Source organism: Helicobacter saguini (assembly GCF_000762875.2).
GTDB lineage: Bacteria > Campylobacterota > Campylobacteria > Campylobacterales > Helicobacteraceae > Helicobacter_A > Helicobacter_A saguini.
Genome location: NZ_JRMP02000012.1, coordinates 61,624 through 79,168, shown reverse-complemented (window position 1 = coordinate 79,168; position 17,545 = coordinate 61,624). Strand labels below are relative to the sequence as shown.

Annotated in this window: 18 protein-coding genes, 1 rRNA gene and 1 pseudogene; 16 read left to right on the top strand and 4 right to left on the bottom strand. The window is 35.1% G+C overall.

Features of this window, described 5'->3' with window-relative positions; translation table 11 throughout:
- From LS64_RS08240 to LS64_RS08230, 3 genes are all read left to right on the top strand, one after another.
- Nucleotides 1–65: ribosomal RNA gene (locus LS64_RS08240) — 16S ribosomal RNA — on the top strand; the annotation flags it as partial.
- A 218-nt stretch (nucleotides 66–283) separates the two neighbouring features.
- Nucleotides 284–883: a hypothetical protein gene (locus LS64_RS08235; RefSeq protein WP_034569990.1), complete on the top strand. Its 600-nt coding sequence runs from the start codon at nucleotides 284–286 to the stop codon at nucleotides 881–883.
- Nucleotides 884–902: 19 nt separating this feature from the next.
- Nucleotides 903–1,310 (top strand): transglycosylase domain-containing protein, encoded by a 408-nt coding sequence (locus tag LS64_RS08230; RefSeq protein ID WP_237416295.1) that lies wholly within the window; start codon nucleotides 903–905, stop codon nucleotides 1,308–1,310.
- A gap of 216 nt (nucleotides 1,311–1,526) precedes the next feature.
- Here the strand turns inward: LS64_RS08230 and cobA are convergent, their stop codons facing one another.
- From cobA to LS64_RS08215, 3 genes are all read right to left on the bottom strand, one after another.
- The gene (gene cobA, locus LS64_RS08225; protein ID WP_052062326.1) at nucleotides 1,527–3,182 is read right to left on the bottom strand and encodes a uroporphyrinogen-III C-methyltransferase; all 1,656 of its coding nucleotides are present in this window, start codon (nucleotides 3,180–3,182) and stop codon (nucleotides 1,527–1,529) included.
- 157 nt (nucleotides 3,183–3,339) lie between these two features.
- Entirely contained in the window at nucleotides 3,340–4,446 is a 1,107-nt protein-coding gene (locus tag LS64_RS08220; RefSeq protein ID WP_034569988.1) for a hypothetical protein, read from the bottom strand.
- A gap of 92 nt (nucleotides 4,447–4,538) precedes the next feature.
- On the bottom strand, nucleotides 4,539–5,942 hold the full coding sequence (locus tag LS64_RS08215) for a peptidoglycan DD-metalloendopeptidase family protein (RefSeq protein ID WP_034569987.1): 1,404 nt from the start codon (nucleotides 5,940–5,942) through the stop codon (nucleotides 4,539–4,541).
- A 102-nt stretch (nucleotides 5,943–6,044) separates the two neighbouring features.
- Between LS64_RS08215 and LS64_RS12460 the strand changes: the two genes are divergently transcribed.
- The 10 genes from LS64_RS12460 to LS64_RS08175 all read left to right on the top strand — a co-directional run bounded on the left by LS64_RS12460 (nucleotide 6,045) and on the right by LS64_RS08175 (nucleotide 11,967).
- Nucleotides 6,045–6,218, top strand: a complete 174-nt coding sequence (locus tag LS64_RS12460; RefSeq protein ID WP_160659354.1) for a hypothetical protein — start codon at nucleotides 6,045–6,047, stop codon at nucleotides 6,216–6,218.
- A 70-nt stretch (nucleotides 6,219–6,288) separates the two neighbouring features.
- The gene (locus tag LS64_RS12455; protein WP_238699479.1) at nucleotides 6,289–6,435 is read left to right on the top strand and encodes a hypothetical protein; all 147 of its coding nucleotides are present in this window, start codon (nucleotides 6,289–6,291) and stop codon (nucleotides 6,433–6,435) included.
- Between the two features lie 53 nt (nucleotides 6,436–6,488).
- Nucleotides 6,489–6,968, top strand: a complete 480-nt coding sequence (locus tag LS64_RS08210) for a hypothetical protein (protein ID WP_034572711.1) — start codon at nucleotides 6,489–6,491, stop codon at nucleotides 6,966–6,968.
- Nucleotides 6,969–7,074: 106 nt separating this feature from the next.
- Complete coding sequence (hemE, locus tag LS64_RS08205; protein ID WP_034572714.1) at nucleotides 7,075–8,097, top strand: uroporphyrinogen decarboxylase; 1,023 nt, start codon at nucleotides 7,075–7,077, stop codon at nucleotides 8,095–8,097.
- A 71-nt stretch (nucleotides 8,098–8,168) separates the two neighbouring features.
- Complete coding sequence (locus LS64_RS08200) at nucleotides 8,169–8,798, top strand: DUF4149 domain-containing protein (protein WP_064773726.1); 630 nt, start codon at nucleotides 8,169–8,171, stop codon at nucleotides 8,796–8,798.
- A gap of 12 nt (nucleotides 8,799–8,810) precedes the next feature.
- Entirely contained in the window at nucleotides 8,811–9,245 is a 435-nt protein-coding gene (gene hemJ, locus LS64_RS08195) for a protoporphyrinogen oxidase HemJ (protein ID WP_034572717.1), read from the top strand.
- Nucleotides 9,246–9,265: 20 nt separating this feature from the next.
- Entirely contained in the window at nucleotides 9,266–10,660 is a 1,395-nt protein-coding gene (locus tag LS64_RS08190; RefSeq protein ID WP_034572720.1) for a UDP-glucose dehydrogenase family protein, read from the top strand.
- A 15-nt stretch (nucleotides 10,661–10,675) separates the two neighbouring features.
- Nucleotides 10,676–11,014 (top strand): hypothetical protein, encoded by a 339-nt coding sequence (locus LS64_RS08185; RefSeq protein ID WP_034572722.1) that lies wholly within the window; start codon nucleotides 10,676–10,678, stop codon nucleotides 11,012–11,014.
- 283 nt (nucleotides 11,015–11,297) lie between these two features.
- Nucleotides 11,298–11,720, top strand: coding sequence for an acyl-CoA thioesterase (locus LS64_RS08180; RefSeq protein ID WP_034572725.1), 423 nt, complete (start codon nucleotides 11,298–11,300; stop codon nucleotides 11,718–11,720).
- 10 nt (nucleotides 11,721–11,730) lie between these two features.
- Complete coding sequence (locus LS64_RS08175) at nucleotides 11,731–11,967, top strand: hypothetical protein (RefSeq protein WP_034572728.1); 237 nt, start codon at nucleotides 11,731–11,733, stop codon at nucleotides 11,965–11,967.
- Here LS64_RS08175 and LS64_RS08170 read toward each other — a convergent pair.
- On the bottom strand, nucleotides 11,964–13,868 hold the full coding sequence (locus tag LS64_RS08170) for a DMT family transporter (protein ID WP_118949409.1): 1,905 nt from the start codon (nucleotides 13,866–13,868) through the stop codon (nucleotides 11,964–11,966). The two genes, LS64_RS08175 and LS64_RS08170, sit on opposite strands and share 4 nt — an antisense overlap.
- Nucleotides 13,869–13,991: 123 nt before the next feature.
- On the opposite strand from LS64_RS08170, the gene tpx reads away from it, so the two are divergent.
- From tpx to LS64_RS13820, 3 genes and pseudogenes are all read left to right on the top strand, one after another.
- Nucleotides 13,992–14,486 carry a thiol peroxidase gene (gene tpx, locus LS64_RS08165; RefSeq protein WP_034569693.1) on the top strand — a complete coding sequence of 165 codons (495 nt, stop codon included), beginning with the start codon at nucleotides 13,992–13,994 and terminating at the stop codon, nucleotides 14,484–14,486.
- Nucleotides 14,487–15,179: 693 nt separating this feature from the next.
- Entirely contained in the window at nucleotides 15,180–16,643 is a 1,464-nt protein-coding gene (locus tag LS64_RS08160; RefSeq protein WP_034569695.1) for a LutB/LldF family L-lactate oxidation iron-sulfur protein, read from the top strand.
- Nucleotides 16,636–17,259: pseudogene (locus LS64_RS13820) on the top strand (LUD domain-containing protein); the annotation flags it as partial. The gene LS64_RS08160 and the pseudogene LS64_RS13820, both read left to right, overlap by 8 nt.
- Nucleotides 17,260–17,545: the final 286 nt, after the last annotated feature.

Below are 17,545 nucleotides of genomic sequence, written 5' to 3'. Positions count from 1 at the left end.
CAGCGACTGGGGTGAAGTCGTAACAAGGTAACCGTAGGTGAACCTGCGGTTGGATCACCTCCTTTCTAAGAGAATATTAAAACATTCACTTGTTTTAATTAAAATAGATTCTATAATCCTTAGAATCTTTTAAGAATCTTTTTAGAATCTTTTTAGAATCTTGCAAATGTGATTTTGAGTAACGATTTATAGAATCTTCTTTTAGATTCTATAACTTAAAGAATTAAACATATTTAAAACCATTGCTTAGTTTTGAGAGATTGAATACAAGTAGATATAATTTATGGATACAAATTCACAGCAGCTTTTTTCAACTTGTCATTTTGATAAAGATAAGAATAGAGATATTGCACTAGAAGAGTATAAATTTGCGTGTAAGATACTAGAACAAGAACAGAAAATTTTTGATAATATGGTTAAGTATATTATTATTTTTGGGACATTATTTAATTCTATTCTTATGGGTTTTTTAGATAAAATTTTTGATTTTTTTACGTTTGAAAGAGAAGTTACATCGCTTGTTATAAGTTTTTTAATTTTTATATTATTTTTATTTATTACAAAAGATTTTGCACATAAACAAAAAGAAATTGTGTTTGCAAAAAGAAAAATTGTAACATTAAGAGGAATGTTAGGCATAAATTATGGAAATCAACAACTATTGTTTAGAAGAAATGAAGTAGATGGTGCATATAGACCTTTTGATATAAAATTATCCTTTAGTTATTTATTTTTGCCTATACCTGTTTTATGCTTTATATCCATATTTTTGGTTAATGCTCACAACGGAGAAACTACGGAATCATCACTAATAGCAATTGTGTGTTTAGTAATTTTATTATCTTTATTCAAGGGGTTCTACAATCACTCAACAATTATTTAGAACATTATTTATAAAAAATATGAACGCAACAAGATATAGAAGAAAAATGGCTGAAATATTATTCTCAAGATTATGGCTTGATAGAATTATAGGTAAAGATGAGCAATTAGAAATTTATTTAAGTTCCATTAATTTTGCACAAAATGTTAATGGAGTAATACAAGCCATTCGTTATTTTTATGGAAATAATCATATAAATTTAACAAAAGCACAAAGTTTTGTGTTGGCAGAAAGAGTAGCAATGATTGTTAGTAATGAATTGCGTCCAAGAATAGTTGTTTTGCTAAAAGAGCTAAAAGAGCTAAAAAACGATAACACTTTGAGTGAGCAAGATATTAAGGAAGTTACAACAATTTACAATAATCTCATTAAACAAGGGAAAGTAAAAAATAACGAAAAAATTATCAAAGAAATGAAAAATATTTAAGGATTAACTTGTATTTAATTATAATAAAGCTTTATAAAATAAAGTAAAACATAGATTCTAAATGTTTTCCATTTAAATTGTATAAAATTGTGCAATTTTATCTCAATAAATGTAAAACAATTAAGTTTTAAAAATTTAAATTATTTATGTAAATAAAATTTGAGATTAAAGATGTTTTATGGTCGCCACTAATTTTTTAGTGAGTTTAACAAAATATTATGCCCCAAGTGTCAAAATGCTAGATTCTAAGTTTTTTTCTTCACTAGATTCTATCACAATTCGCTCACCGATATAAGGCATTTCATGCGCTTTTAACACCGCTTTGCCGATAATCAAAATGGCTGGTTTATCGCACACTTTTGCCATAGATTCTAGCTCTCCTAGCGTGCCTATGACGCTTTTTTGCTGCGGTGTATCAACCTTTGAGACAAAGGCGGCTGGGATATTCAAGTCGATTTCACGAAGCCGTGCCTCTGCTACGATTTTGTCCGCGAAGCTATACGCCATCATCACAATTAGCGTGTAGGGCGAGTTTTTAAGCCACAGAAGCCACTGCGTATGGAAAATATTTTCACGCAAATGCGCGGACACAATCAGCACGCCCGAGCTCACGCCACGCAAAGTCGGCACAATGCCGCTACTAAGCGACCCGCACAGGCTCGAACTCACGCCACTAACGCATTCCACATCGACATTGTGTTTTTTTAGGAAACTTGCCTCCTCCCACACGCGCCCAAATATCACAGGGTCGCCGCCTTTAATGCGCCCCACGCACTTTCCTTGCAATGTGTAGTCAAGCATCAGGCGATTTATCGCGTCCTGTTTGAAGCTTTTTTTGCCCTTTTGCTTGCCCACACTTACGCATTCCACGCCATTTTGTTGCAAAAACTCCCAAATTTGCGCACTTACAAGGTTGTCAATCAACGCGACATCAATTAGCTGCAACGCTTCCAGCGCCTTTAAAGTTAGGCTATTAAAATCGCCCGGACCAGCCCCGATAATGAAAACCTTTCCTAGATTCTGTTCGCAAGCTTTAGCGATATTTTCCCGCTCTGTTGGGCTTAGTTTTTTATTTTCTTCATCCTTGTTGCTTAGAATCTTAGTGCGCATTTCTTTTAAATATGTGCTAAATTTTCCTATGCTTTTTGGCAGGATTCTAGCGATTTTGTCTCTTATTTTCTGTGCTAAAATGGGAGAAGCGCCATTTGTGCTTACCATTATTGCTACATTTTCGCTTCTCACAATCGCACCAAAATAGAAATCACAAAGCTCTGGCACATCGACCACATTGAGTAAAAAGCCTAGTTTCTTGCGGTTTTTGTGTAGAAAAACGCCTAAATTTTTATCGCCTGTGGCGTCAATTACTAAGTCGAAATTTTGTAAAAAGTTAGATTCTATAATTTGTAAGTTTTTAGTATTAAAGTTAGGATTTTTGGAATCTATGTTATTGCGAGTTAAGTCGCTAGAGTTAGCGTGGCAATCTATAATTTGTATAGAATCAGTAGTTTTAGATTCTATATTTTCTAATTTTTTAGAAATTTTATTATTAGATTCAATACTTTTGCTTGTGATATTGTTAGAATCTTGCAAATTAGATTCTATATTTTGGCTTATTTTAGAATCTAAATTCGCACATACTTTCTCTTGCAATCTAATATGATTTAAATTAGATTCTATGTTTTCAGTATCCGTTTGTAATGAAGCCAAAATCACATCAACATCGCTAAAAACGCTATGTTTTTTTTCTTTTGCCACAATTGTAATATCAAAATTCGCCTCTTTTAAAACCTTATATTTTTGTGCCGCGACCGCTCCAGCTCCGATTAATAGCGTCTTTTTGGGCGTCAAAGCAATGGGTAAAATCTCACTCATTTTTTTTTCCTTTAAATTCTTTAGAATCTCATAAATGTGAAATTATAGCACTTTTTAACTACAAAAATAAACAAATTACTAATTTTTTAATAAAATTTATTTAAAACTATAAAATTCAAAATTATGAAAAATATAAAGTTATAATATCTGTAATGGTTTAAAAAACAGATTCAAACTTTTGTATTATATCCTTACACATTTTATCGGTATTTGTGGGGCTTTTTATTATTTTTGGTTTTGTAGAATCTTTAGATTTAGTAACAATCATGCAGTTTTTAGAATCTAGCGTCACAATAACGCCCGGATAAAAATCATTAGCCGTTATATTAAAAAACTCTGCCATGCACACATCCTTGCCCTTTTGCCCTAGCATTGATGGGAAAAAGCAAGGAGAGAACTCAGTATCTAAAAGCAAATTTTTATAACCAGATTCTAAAAATCCTAACGCAAAATTGTCCGCATATAGCCGCTGCAAATATTCTGTGTATAAATAATTAATGAAAATATCTAGCAATTTGTTATTATTCATATCCATAGCCTTATGTTCTAAATTTTTTTGGCTCACATTGCTAAAATCTAGCTTTTTAAATGTGTAATTTATAGAATCTTCAAACTGCATTAATATATAATATTTATAGCCATTAATGGCGTAATTAGCGATATTTTCGCTCATTTTATTTTTATTGTACTCTAACATATTATCAATGATAAAGACTTCATTTATATGACCGCAAGATGCCCCGATACAAGGTTCTGCATTGCCTTTCATAAAATCCAAAAAAATAAAAAACTTATCACCAAAACTAGCAATAATATCACTTTGCTCCTGCAAAAAATCATTGATAAATTTTATAAATTCACTCTCTTTTTTACTTAAATCTTTTTGTTTTGAGCTATGATTTTCTATGTAAAATTGCAGTGCTACATTCATTACAAGCAATTGCAAATATGTTTTATAATGCGTGATAAAATCTTGCTGCTCTTTTGTTGTAGCGTATTTTTGCAGCGTATCTACAAAAGTTAGCTGCTCCTTTGCATACTCATTTGAAAGCTCTAAAATACGCCTTTGTGGCGACTTAGATTCTATATTTTTTGTGGAATCTTTATTCGTTATAGAATCTTTGTCGCTAGATTCTATTTGCGTGGGTTTAGATTCTATATTTTCTTTAGAATCTAAAATCTCAAAAACCAACGGCTTATAATCTTTTAGGCTTACCGCATTAAGAGAAACCACAAAACATAAAATAAAAAACAAAACCCGCATAACTTTCCTTTGTTTATAAAAAAGAATCCAAACTTTATCATATAAAATTAAATATTAAGGGATTCTATAGAATCTTAGAATTTATTTATATATTATCTTATTCCAAAGTTTTCGGCTTTTTCAAGCACCTGATTAATATTTTTATCTATCCATTCCGCATTCATCCACTCCTGTGGATTGACAAAATGCCCCTGCACCAAAACACTAAATCTAACATTATCAATTAATGCCAAACCACTATGCCCCACATACCCTATCACGTCAAGAGAGTTTAGTGAGTATTTAGTATTGCTAAAATTATTCAAATAACCATACATGGTATTTAAACCTAAATTATGTCCCAACACCACAACATTACCATACTCACCTATTTGCCCTGAAAAAGCAAGTCTAGCATCGTTACTACTAATAATAGAAGTATTTTTACTAGCCACTAAATCAATCCCTAATCGTTTAAACGAGCCTATATTTTCACCCTTATATCTATAAATATATTCATCACCAAATTTCCCTTGTATTGTATAGTTTTGCAAAGGAGCAAAAGTATTAAATCTTGGTATTTTTTTAATGGCATCATTAATAAAGATTCTATCAAAATCACCTATACGTTTATTATCTTGTGGCCTCATTATTTTATTAAAATATTCGAATTTTTCAATATCTTTTGTAAGTGAAATAGGAAACTTTACATACTGCTCTAAACGAGATAACATTTTATTCATATATGAATCGCTAAGGGGGAAATTATATAATCGTTTTGTAAAATTAATATTAGTCGCAATGGGAATGGTTATCACCTTTTCATTACTCGCCTTGTCAAAAACATGGATTTTGCCTTCAAAAAATGTGTTTGTAATAGGCCACGCAATGATTGAAAGATACACAAGATAGCCCTGTTTATTGATGTATGGATAGGCTTCAAAAATGTTTTTGCCGTTACTCAAAAAGACGCGCTCCACGCCCAAATCGCTATTATCCACGCCCAAATCACGCGCCTGAAAGGCAATCAAAGCCGCGCCACCATAGCTAATTTGCTGGCTTGTGGCGATGATTTGAATCTGCGGCGTGGTGTTGTTTATCACTAGATTTTTGCTAATTGTCGTGGTGTTTCCGCGAAAAAAATTCGTATTGCTCCAGTCCTGCACGCTAATTTTATAAGTGATAGAATCTCCATTCTTAAGATTGCTGATTTTTGGCAAAATCACATCGATTTTCTTGCTTTTTTTGGTCAAAATCTCGCTAGATTCTAACAAAATCTTGCCATTAGAATCTAAAATCTCCACATTATAAGAACTTAACCCACTCGCATCAAAAGCACTTAATTTTATATCATTTTCAGGGTTAAAGTAACTAGATTCGAAAGGATAAATATTTTTATCTTTCAATAAATATAACTTTAAGGCAGGATTTATCCGCTCAAAACTCTGCGAATTTAGCAAATAATACATAATCAGCAAAAAAACAATACAAAATGGCATGATAAATATTCGTTGCAACTTTTACCTTTTTAGTTGTTATAAAGTTTAGATTCTATCAAAGATTTAGAAAAAAGCATTATACTTTTGCAATAAATTTAATGGATTTTGTAATGGAAAAAAATGATTGATATTAAATGCATAAGATTTATAGAATCTATCCTTTGGGAGCTTGAAAATGGCGAGCCTGTCGCTATAAAAGAGCCACTTAAGATAAAATATATTTTAGAATCTAAACAAGATTCCAAAGAAAATATAGAATCTAAAAACATTTCTAAACAAAATATAAACTTATAGAATCTACCCTAGATTCTATCACTCAAAGTTTAAAAAACGCACTATAAATAATAAAGTGATTTATAAAGATTTGAGTGATAAAAGTAACTTTTTTGCAAAAAATAATATGTTTGATAAAATCGGTTTTTACTTGCCACTAAAAGAGCTTGATAATCTAGTTTGCTATGATTTAGATTCTATAAAAAACACAGAATCTATAGAATCTACCCCCAGCTAACAGGCAAAATAGGCTATATTTACCACATTTTTGACACTTTTAATAAGGATTTTTTGCGTGATATAAAAAGTGAATTTGAGACAGATATTAATGAAGGCAGCAAATATTTAGAATCTTTGCAATATGATTTTGTAAATAAAATTGTGAATTTGTATATGAATAAATATCTTACGCCTTTTGGCATTACATTTAAGCCGCAAGTTAGCGAAGATTCTAAACTGCAATTGATGAAAGAATTTATAGAATCTTTAAATGATATTTTTAAGATTTATGCCTTTAAGCCGAATGTGGAAATTGCGGATATGGATGAAACACTTGAGGGGACATATACCCTATATGATAATACTATAAGGGTTTCGCGTTTGGCTTCTAATCTTTATTATCCTTATGAAATTTTTATGATTTTAGTGCATGAATATAGGCTAAATCCACATGAAAAAGACGCCTTTTTAATGGAGCAGATTCTAAACCTTGTCATAGAATCCACTTTTGCTATAAAGTTTAATAAGATATACAATTCAAAACTGCGTTAGGTTTTTAGAATCTAGTATTTATAACCCAAAATGCCTTGCAAATTTTTGCTAGATTCTATAGAATCTACTTTTAATTTCAAGTAGATTTATCACTTAAGGATACAAAATGACATTCATAAAAGCCTGTTTTAAGGAGAAAACGCCCTATACACCCGTGTGGTTTATGCGGCAAGCTGGGCGATATTTGGACGAATATAAAGCCACGCGGGCAAAGGCGAAAAACTTCCTAGATTTATGCCAAAATGTCGCCCTTTCAAGCGAAATTACGCTTCAGCCGATTGAAATTTTGGATGTGGATGCGGCGATACTTTTTAGCGATATTTTGGTGCTGCCTTTTGAGATGGGGTTGCCTTTGGAGTTTAAAAGTGGCGAGGGTCCTGTGTTTTCTCGCACTATTGAAAACCTAGATTCTATAGAATCTTTGCGTCAAAATGCACACAAACGTCTAAATTATGTCTATGAATGTGTCGCGGATATAAGAGCTAAACTAAGCAAGGATAAGGCTTTGATAGGCTTTAGCGGTGCGCCTTGGACGTTGGCGACTTATATGATTGAGGGAGCTGGGAGCAAGGCGTATGAGAAAAGTAAAAAGATTCTATACACACAACCTCGTGTGCTACACGCATTGCTAGAGCGTTTGAGCGATGAGATTAAGCAATATTTAAGCTTACAAATCAAGGCTGGGGCTAATGCGGTAATGCTTTTTGACTCGTGGGCGAACGCACTTGAAAAGGAGGCGTATCTAGCGTTTGGATGGGCGTATTTGCGTGATATTGCGGCGTTTTTAAAACGCGAATTTCCAAAAACGCCTGTGATTATTTTCCCGCGTGGCACGGGCGTTTTTTTGGAGGCTTTGGATGGCAATTTTGATGTTTTAGGCATTGACTGGCAAACGCCAATGAGCGTGGCAAAGGCAAAAGTCGGCGATAAATTCACCCTGCAAGGCAACCTAGAGCCAGCTAGAATCTACAACCTAGATTCTATGAAAAAGGGCGCGCTAGAAATCTTGCAAGTAATGCAAAACAAAGGGCACATTTTCAACTTAGGTCATGGAATGATAAAAGACTTACCACGCGAAAACGCGATAGAATTAGTGAAATTTGTTAGGGAAGAAAGCAGTAAGTTTTAAAGAGTTTTGGCGATTTTTTTAAATTTTAAAAATGTTAAGATAGAATCTTAAAAAACTAAAAAAGGCGAAAATTGAATAACAAAACTCTAACAATTTCCAAAATCTTGCTTGGCTTATACTTCCTAAATATCGGCGTGGCACTCGGCGGTATCGCACTTTTAGGCTTTGCGGAAAGCACGATTTTAAATGCGGACGCACTTTTGCGACTAAAAGATTTCACACAAGGAATCACAAAATATGAGCAAGGCATAATCTTAGCTGATATAATCGATAAGTTTCGCTATGTTCTAATATTTGTAGCTATTTATGTTTTAAGTTATGAAAGTTTGAGCTTTAGATTCCAAAAGTCGAACTTTTTTGTGTGGATTTTAAGCATTTTAAACACGATTTTAATGTTTCTTTTTTGCTTTTTTTACGCCCCAAAAATTGTAAATATTTTTAATGAAGAGCCAAAAGTAATGGCAAGCCCGCAAGCTGAAAGCCTACTGAACTCGGCTGAAATCACGCTAAAAATTTTATTTTTCACGCTTATAATCGCCTTTTTTGCACGCATAATTTTGACTGACAAAGCCCATTTGCTAAAGCTTGGCGATAGCAGTCAAAAAGATTCTAAAGACATCGCAAAATCATCTAATATAGAATCTACGATTATAGAATCTAGTAGCGAAATGCCGCAAGATTCTAAAAGCAATAATTCTTAAAAAGGGCGGAAAATGGCAGAGTTTTACACGGCGTTTAAGGCTTTTCACATCATTTCGATTATCACTTGGATGGCAGCGCTTTTTTATCTACCGCGTCTTTTTGTCTATCACGCACAGCAGTATGAAAACGCCGATTTCACGCGTGTCGCGGCAGTGCAAGAAAAAAAACTTTACTATTATATCGGCTATCCTGCGATGATTTGCTCGCTTCTTAGCGGTGTGTTGCTAATTGCTAGTAATCCTTATATTTTTAAAAGCGGTGGTTGGCTGCACGCAAAGCTCTTATTTGTGGGCTTTTTGTTTATTTTTCATTTTGCGTGTGGCTTTTATCGCAAACGTCTTTTACTATCTTGCTACAAAAGTGAGAAATTTTTTAGAATCTTTAATGAGATTCCAACGCTTTTAATGATAGCCATTGTGATTTTTGCGGTTTGTAAGCCATTTTAAGATTCTACAAAGGAGAGAAAATGCGGATAAGTATCGTAGGTAGCGGGTATGTCGGGCTTGTGGCGGGGGCTTGTTTTAGTGAGAGTGGCAATGAAGTGATTTGCCTTGATGTAGATTCTAAAAAAATTGAGAATCTAAAAAAGGGCGTGATACCCATTTATGAGCCGGGCTTAGAATCTATGATAAAAGAAAATGTTAAGGCAAAACGCCTTAGTTTCACAACCGATAAAAAAGAAGCCTTGAGTAAAGCCGAAGTGATATTTATCGCCGTTGGCACGCCGATGGGTGAAGATGGCTCTGCGGACTTGCAATATGTAAAAGCGGTAGCAAGTGATATAGGCGAACACATACAATCAAAATATGTCGTGGTGGTCGATAAAAGCACCGTGCCTGTGGGAACGGCGCGTATGGTAAAAGGTATCATAGAATCTACACTGCGTAACAAAAATAGCGAGTTTGATGTGGTTAGCAATCCTGAGTTTTTGAAAGAAGGCGTGGCTATAAAGGACTTTCTAAGCCCTGATAGAGTGGTAATCGGCAGCGACTCGCAAAGGGCTTTAGATGTGATGAAGGCGTTATATTCGCCCTTTCTAATCAAAAGCGACCGCCTTATAGCGATGAATATAGAATCTGCGGAAATGACGAAATACGCGGCAAATGCGATGCTTGCGACTAAAATTAGCTTTATAAATGAAATGGCACAGATTTGTGAGCGTGTGGGCGCAAACATTAATGATGTGCGGCTAGGTATCGGCTCGGACTCGCGTATCGGCTATAGCTTTATTTATCCTGGGTGTGGGTATGGTGGGAGTTGTTTCCCTAAGGATGTGAGAGCGTTGGAAAAAACGGCACTTGATTTTGGGTATAAAGCGCGTATTTTGAATGCTGTGCAGGGCGTGAATGATAGTCAAAAAATGCTTTTAGTTGAGAAGATTCTAAGGCATTTTTGTGGGTTTAAGCCGCAAGATTCTATAGAATCTTTTATAGAAACAAAGCCGCTAAAAGGTCGCACGTTTGCTATCTGGGGCTTAAGCTTTAAGCCAGAAACTGATGATATGCGTGAGGCAAGCTCAATCGTGCTAATCTCGCACTTGGTGCGTGCTGGGGCGCGTGTGAATGCCTATGATAGCAAGGCGGAGCATCAGGCTAGATTCTATCTTAAAGCGTATTTAGATTCTATAAATTTGGTGGATAGCAAGTATGAGGCATTGAAAAATGCGGATGCGTTGTGTCTTGTGACTGAGTGGCGCGAGTTTAGAAGCCCTGATTTTGATGAGATTAAAAAGCTATTAAAAAGCCCTGTAATCTTTGATGGCAGGAATATCTATCAACATCAAAACTTAGAAAGCAAGGGCTTTTCATACTATCAAATCGGCGTTGCGTTAAATCAAAATAGCAAAGATTCTAAAGAATAATCTAAGGTCAAAATAATGAAATATTTTTTAATATTTATTATGATATTCTTAAGTGGATGTTATTCAAAAGTTGGACATTTTGAAACTTTGAGCTTAGAATCTAATTTGCAAGATTCTATAAATCAAGATTCAATGCAACAAGTTCAAAATAAAAGCGTGATTTTCTATCGCGAGTGTAGCAAAAGTGGGAATGCGTGGCTTTACACATGCCAAGTTACAGGGCTAGATTCGATTTTGCAAATTATTAGCCTTGTAAATCCGCACATTTACGAGCTAGAAAATATAAAAATGTATTATTATCCAAAAAATGCGTATGTGCGATTTGAGATTAGCGATAATCGGCTAAAGTGGTAAGTTATAAAATTCAAAAGTATTATAATATAAAATTATAGAATCTAGAATTTAAAAACTAAAAAGATTCTATAAAAATATGGAATTTAAAAAACAAAAAGTTATAAAATATAGAATCTAAAAACTACAAAAAGCCAAAAAGATTCTAAGAAACAAAAAGGAAAGTCAAAAATTAAGATTAAAACTATAGAATCTAAATGTGAATTTTAAAAATTATAAGATTATAGTATCTAGAATTTTAAACCTTAAAAATTATAGAATCTACAATAGCCAAAAAGGAGAAAAAATGACAAACTACGTCTTTTACGATGACACAGACTGCGGTGGAATCGTCTATCATAGCAATTACATCACATTTTGTGAGCGCGCTAGGAGCTATATTTTCTTTGAAAATGGCATTTTTCCGCATGAGATTAGTAGCGAAGAGTCGCGTGGATTTGTCGTGCGAAGTGTTGATTCTAAGTTTTTTTATCCGCTGCAGTTTGCTGATAAATACGAGGTTAAAAGCAAGGTTTTGGAGCTTAAACACACTAGCCTAAATGTGCGTCAAGAGATTTTTAAAATAGATTCTATAAATGCAAAAAATAAAATTGAAAGCCCTATTTTAAGCTTTTGTGCCACCATAAATTTGGCATATATTGACTTAAAAACAAAAAAGCCAAGCAAGATTCCAGAGCATTTAAGGGAGATTTTGCTTAAATATCTTTAAAGGAGAAAAAATGAGTGAAAAAGAGCAATTATTAGAGGAAATTCGCGAGTTGGAGTTAGAGATTTTAGATATGTTTGAGGTCGCATTTTACTTTGCAGGATTAGATTCTAAGCATTTGCAAGAAGCGATTGAATATTACGAAGAAATTATGGAATCTATAACTGAGGACAGCGAGTATAATGCAAAAGACATAATTAAAATCATAGAAACTATCAAAATTGATAAACCACAATGGTTTAAAATTTAGATTTTTCGCCTTTTCTTTCTTAACCTGCTTAAATCATCAAGCAGTGATGGCAAGACGATTAGAATGCCAGAAAATATGATTAAAAAAATGCCGCTTGTTGTCATTAAATTTGGGAGCGAGTCGCCTAGCAAAACGCCAAAAAATACGCTAAAAATTATGCGTGTGTAGTCAATCGGCGCTACGATTCCTGCGGGGGCTGACAAGTAGGATTTGGTTAAAAAGTGCTGTCCTAGCGTGCCAGCCACGCCCATTGCTAACACGAATATCCAGTCGCGAAAATTTGGCGTGACAAAGCCGCCAACACCTTCCACTGGTATAAACATCCCCAAAACGCCCAAGATTGCGTTACCCACGCCAAATGAGAGTATGATAAACATCGCGCTAAAGTATTCTTTTAAGCCCTTCAGCGTGATGAATGCGACTGCCATGCTAAAGCCGCCGAAGATTCCAACGGCGACATTGACTAGCGAAATGCCGCTAAATGTGGGGTTGCTAATTAGCAAAATGCCGATGAAGCCTACGATTGTGGCGATGATTATGGCGGGTGTCAATCGCTCTTTTAAAAATATCGCGCCTAGTAGCACGACATAAAGTGGCGCGCTCATCGTAAAAGTGGTCGCCGTGCCAAGCGGAATGGTGCTAATGTTGTAAAAAAGTGCGAGCATTGATAAGCCGCCCATTACAACGCGAATTGTGAGTTTCCAAGCGCCCCCTTTTTTGTAGGGTTTTTTGGGTTTGTTATTAACGATAGGGCGGCGGGCGGGCGATAGGCTAGATTCTATGTTTTTAGAATCTTGCGAACTAGATTCTATATTTTCCTTAGAATCTTTGGCAAGGATATTCCCCCCTCCCTGCTTTATATCAATATTTGGGGGGGTTAGGGGGGTGGGTAATTGCGAAGCAATATTAGATTCTATAACTTCTTTAGAATCTTGCAAATTAGAATCTGTCGAATTTATAGAATCTTTTTTGTTAGATTCTATTTTGTTATTAGAATCTTGCGAATTTATTTTTTGCATATTTTGTAAATTAGATTCTAAAGATTGTGTATTTATAGAATCTGTTTTTATAGAATCTTGCAAATTAGATTCTATATTCTCCTTAGAATCTTTATCATCCGTCATGTTGAGCGAACGCGAAACATCTATATTTTTAGATTCTATAGCTTGTTTATCGTCATTGCGAGATTTTGCGAAAGCAAAATCGTGGCAATCCATATTTTTATTTTTAGATTCTGTAATTTCTTTAGAATCTTGTTTGTTAGAATCTACTTTTATAAAATCCTGCGTGTTAGATTCTGTATTTTTTATAGAATCTGTTGGATTAGATTCTATAACTTCTTTAGAATCTTGCAAATTTGTTTTTATGGAATCTTTGGCAAGGTTGTCCCCCCCTCCCTGCTTTATATCAATATTTGGGGGGGTTAGGGGGGTGGGTAATTGCGAAGCAATATTAGATTCTATAACTCCTTTAGAATCTAGCGAATTTATAGAATCTTTTTTGATAGATTCTATTTTGTGATTAGAATCTTGCAAATTAGATTCTATATCATTAATAGGGTGGTGGGTGGGCGATAGGTTAGATTCTATATTTTTTATAGAATCCGTGTTTTTTATAGAATCTGTTGGATTAGATTCTATATTTTTCTTAGAATCTTGCAAATTAGTTTCCATTAAATCCTTTTTAGAAATTTTAAAAGCTTTATTTTTCATAACTTTATCATGCAAAAAGTTATAACAATAAATAGCCAAAATAATTAAAACCATAACAAATGAGCGAAAAAATACATTTTCCATAGATGGCATTCCATGATTTGCAAGCAGCCTTGCAAAGCCATTCATCGCCGCGAAACTAAACGCAGACAACAGCATAAAAACCACCCCACCCGTCACATTACTCATTTTTCACTCACTTTTTAGAATCTTTTTAGAATCTTATATTAAATTTTATTAGTTTTTATAAATAATAAATTTTATTTTTTATGCTAAACTTTGAGCTTATATACAAAATTTTAGGAGAAAAAAATGGCTACTTTTAAAGGAAATAAGGTTAGTTTGTATGGTAAGACTTTGGGTGTGGGTGCGAGTGCGCCACAGGTCACGCTTGTTGGCAAGGATTTAGGCGAGGTTACAATCGGTGGAGCGAGTGGCAAATGGCAGATTATTAGCGTTATGCCTAGCATTGATACGGGCGTGTGTCAAAATCAAACGCGCAGTTTTAACAAGAAGGCTGCGAGCCTGCCAAATGCGAATGTGTATTGCGTTAGCGTGGATTTGCCCTTTGCGTTGGGTCGATGGTGTGGGGCTGAGGGGATTGATAATGTGGTGGTTTTGAGTGATTTTCGCGAGAAAGATTTCGGTAAAAAGTATGGTTTGCTTTTGGAAGATAGTCCGCTAAAAGGCTTGCTAACTCGCGCTGTAATCGTGGTAAATCCAGAGGGCAAAATCGTATATGAGGAAATCTGTGATGAAATCACAAATGAGCCAAATTACGAAAAGGCTTTGGCTGCGGTAAAATAGGTGTAGCTCAATTCAACTATTTTGAGAAAATATATGCAATTTACTTTGCATCATATGCAAAGTTTTTCTTATTTTAAAGCATAAAGCTTTCATTAAAAATTAAATTAGTTTCTGCACTCTATACTAATTGCAAAGCACCTAAAAGGCTATAAAGATATTACCACCAAATCATAAAGATGACAATATAGCAATCGATTTAGTTACCAAACAAGAAATGTTATTATCCAAGTTATTACATTAATAAGGAGATATTAAATTTATACAATACAGAATCTAGATTTAAATCAAGCATAGAATCTGTTTCAAAATGTTTCATTTGGTAATGTTGCGTTTATAAAATAGGCAAGAAAGTAACAAAAGATAGAATTTAGATTCTAAAAATGATAGAATTACGGAATCTAATTTAGATTCTATTTACTCATTATTCATTCAAAAAGGGTGGTGGGTGGGCTTTAGGATTAAAAATCATCCACAACCAAACGATGAGTTAAAATAGAATCTAGATAAAAGATTTTAGATTCTATAAAGAATCTAGATTCTGGTAAAATAGAAACTAGATTCTAAAAGCGTTTAAATGTGAAAGCAAAAGCAGATTTCGCATTCGCAAAAACGTTTTTATAGAATCTAATTTAGATTCTAACCCAAAATAGAATCTAAAAATGTGAAAGAATTTCTTAATTTAAGGAGTTTAAAATGAGTGCTGAAAGTCCCACTAGCTTAAGCGAATTAAAGCAAAAATACCACACTGCAATCGATGGCAATCTAAGCGATAAACAACTTCGCGTTAATCTAAAAAACGCAATGGATACGCTAAAAAATAATCGTAAAAACCTTGTTGGCACACGCTTTTATGACTGGGAAGCGTTAAGAGAAAAAGGCAAAGAAATTAAGCAAAAAAACCTGCGACAACTGCCACAACTTTTAGAGCGATTTGAGGCAAATGCGACTAAAAATGGCTTTAAGATTCACTGGGCAAAGGATGGAAATGAGGCAAATGAAATCATTTACAACCTTATGCTTGAGAAAAAAGTCACTAAGATTCTAAAAGGCAAGTCAATGGCAAGTGAGGAAATCCACTTCAATCACTTCTTGGCTGAAAAGGGTATGCAAGCCTTAGAGACGGACTTAGGCGAGGTAATTATCCAGCTACTAGATGAGGCGCCTGTGCATATCGTTACGCCGGCGATTCATAAAAATCGCTTTCAAATCGGCGAGATTTTCCATGAAAAGCTAAATGCGCCGCTTGAAAGTGAGCCTGAAAAGCTAAATGCGATTGCTAGAACGTATATGCGAAAAGAGTTTGAGACCTTTAGAATGGGCTTAAGTGGTGTGAATTTCGCCATTGCAAATGAGGGCGCGATTTGGCTTTTGGAGAACGAGGGAAATGGGCGGATGAGCACGGCAGCGCCTGATATTCACGTTGCCATTTGTGGTATTGAAAAGGTTATAGAATCTTTTGAGGACGCTGCGACTTTGAATGCCTTGCTTATCCCATCCGCAACGGGTGCGCCTGTTACTTGCTACAATAATATTATTACTTCGCCGCGTCAGGCTGGAGAAAAGGATGGACCGCGTGAGGCACACATAATTTTACTTGATAATAACCGCTCAAATATGCTAAAAGACCCGCATTATTATCGTGCTATGAGCTGTATCCGCTGTGGGACATGTCTAAATCACTGCCCTGTGTATGATAAAATCGGCGGACATGCGTATCTTAGTGCGTATCCAGGACCTATCGGGGAGGTGATTACCCCGCAGATTTATGGTATTAATAAATGTTCGCCGATGCTTGATTTATGCTCACTATGTGGGCGATGTAGCGAGATGTGTCCGGTGAAGATTCCATTAGCTGAGCTAATTCGCGATTTGCGTAGTGAGCGTGTGGGTGAAGGGCGTAAAAATATCGTAGGAAATGATGGTAGCACTAAAAATCCTAGCGAGATTTTCCAAATGCAGCAATTTGCTGTGGCGGCGACAAGCCCGAAAAAATGGCGATTTGCCCTGCTTATGGTAAGCATTTTTGGACCGCTTGGAAAATTCTTTCATAGCATCATTCCGGGGCTAAAAAATTGGACAAAATATAGGGAATTCCCAGAAATAAAAGGATATTTCCACTCACAAGTATCAAAAATGCAAGGGGTGATTTATGAGTAATGTTTTAGAAAATGCGGTGCAAAGGGCTGAAGGGGCTGAGTTTAATGCGAGCGAATCTCGCATTTTAGAATCTAGTGGCAAGAATTTCCCCCCAGAGCGTGATTTAAGCGGGCAAGAAAAAAACGCACGTGATTTTATCCTAAATCGCTTGAAAAGCTCCATTGATTACAATCCAAATATACCAAATTACGAGCCGCATTATAAGGGTGCGATGAAGTTAAGCCATGACGTATTGCAAGAATTTATCATTAATCATAGCAATAATAAAAGCATTGTGGTTGAAACGAGTCGCGATAAATTAAGCGATGAGATTAATAGAATCTTAAGCGAAGAGGGTGCAAAAAAGGTGCTTTATAACACTGATATTGCTGCGGATACTAGCGCGTTTAAGGGTGCGGAGTTTATTCCTTATGTGGATATTATTGATTCTAGGCGTGAGGAGTTTTTTGGCGTGGATACATCAATTGTGCAGGCGCGCTGTGGCGTGGCAAATATCGGCGTGATAGGCTTAAGTGCTAATCCGCACGCACCGCGTTTGTCTTCTTTAATTACGAATACGTGCATTTATCTTTTGGATAAAAATAATGTGGTAGAACACATGTTTGCTGGAATCGAGCTTATTAAAGCCTATGAACGTGGTGGGCGTGAAAGTGGCAAACTACGCGACTTTAGCGTGAGTGAGAAAACTTTGGCGTATAAAAATAGCTTAGATTCTAAGGCTCTTGGTGTTACTTCTTCTAGTTTAGAATCTAGCTCTAGTGGCTCTGCTTTTGGTGCTTTGGCTGGGGTAGATTCTAAAGATTCTAATAGGGCTTCTGCTCTTGATTCTAACACTAATTCTAATGATTCTAATAGGGTTTCTACTCTTGGTTCTAATGTAGATTCTAATGATGATTCTAAAG

Bases quoted from the DNA above. Each gene is read 5' to 3' on its own strand.
- LS64_RS12460 (WP_160659354.1), top strand. From the start codon at position 6,045: ATGATTGATATTAAATGCATAAGATTTATAGAATCTATCCTTTGGGAG.
- LS64_RS08185 (WP_034572722.1), top strand. From the start codon at position 10,676: ATGAAATATTTTTTAATATTTATTATGATATTCTTAAGTGGATGTTAT.
- LS64_RS08190 (WP_034572720.1), top strand. From the start codon at position 9,266: ATGCGGATAAGTATCGTAGGTAGCGGGTATGTCGGGCTTGTGGCGGGG.
- hemJ (WP_034572717.1), top strand. From the start codon at position 8,811: ATGGCAGAGTTTTACACGGCGTTTAAGGCTTTTCACATCATTTCGATT.
- cobA (WP_052062326.1), bottom strand. From the start codon at position 3,182: ATGAGTGAGATTTTACCCATTGCTTTGACGCCCAAAAAGACGCTATTA.
- tpx (WP_034569693.1), top strand. From the start codon at position 13,992: ATGGCTACTTTTAAAGGAAATAAGGTTAGTTTGTATGGTAAGACTTTG.
- hemE (WP_034572714.1), top strand. From the start codon at position 7,075: ATGACATTCATAAAAGCCTGTTTTAAGGAGAAAACGCCCTATACACCC.
- LS64_RS08180 (WP_034572725.1), top strand. From the start codon at position 11,298: ATGACAAACTACGTCTTTTACGATGACACAGACTGCGGTGGAATCGTC.
- LS64_RS08230 (WP_237416295.1), top strand. From the start codon at position 903: ATGAACGCAACAAGATATAGAAGAAAAATGGCTGAAATATTATTCTCA.
- LS64_RS08220 (WP_034569988.1), bottom strand. From the start codon at position 4,446: ATGCGGGTTTTGTTTTTTATTTTATGTTTTGTGGTTTCTCTTAATGCG.
- LS64_RS08160 (WP_034569695.1), top strand. From the start codon at position 15,180: ATGAGTGCTGAAAGTCCCACTAGCTTAAGCGAATTAAAGCAAAAATAC.
- LS64_RS08235 (WP_034569990.1), top strand. From the start codon at position 284: ATGGATACAAATTCACAGCAGCTTTTTTCAACTTGTCATTTTGATAAA.
- LS64_RS08175 (WP_034572728.1), top strand. From the start codon at position 11,731: ATGAGTGAAAAAGAGCAATTATTAGAGGAAATTCGCGAGTTGGAGTTA.
- LS64_RS08170 (WP_118949409.1), bottom strand. From the start codon at position 13,868: ATGAGTAATGTGACGGGTGGGGTGGTTTTTATGCTGTTGTCTGCGTTT.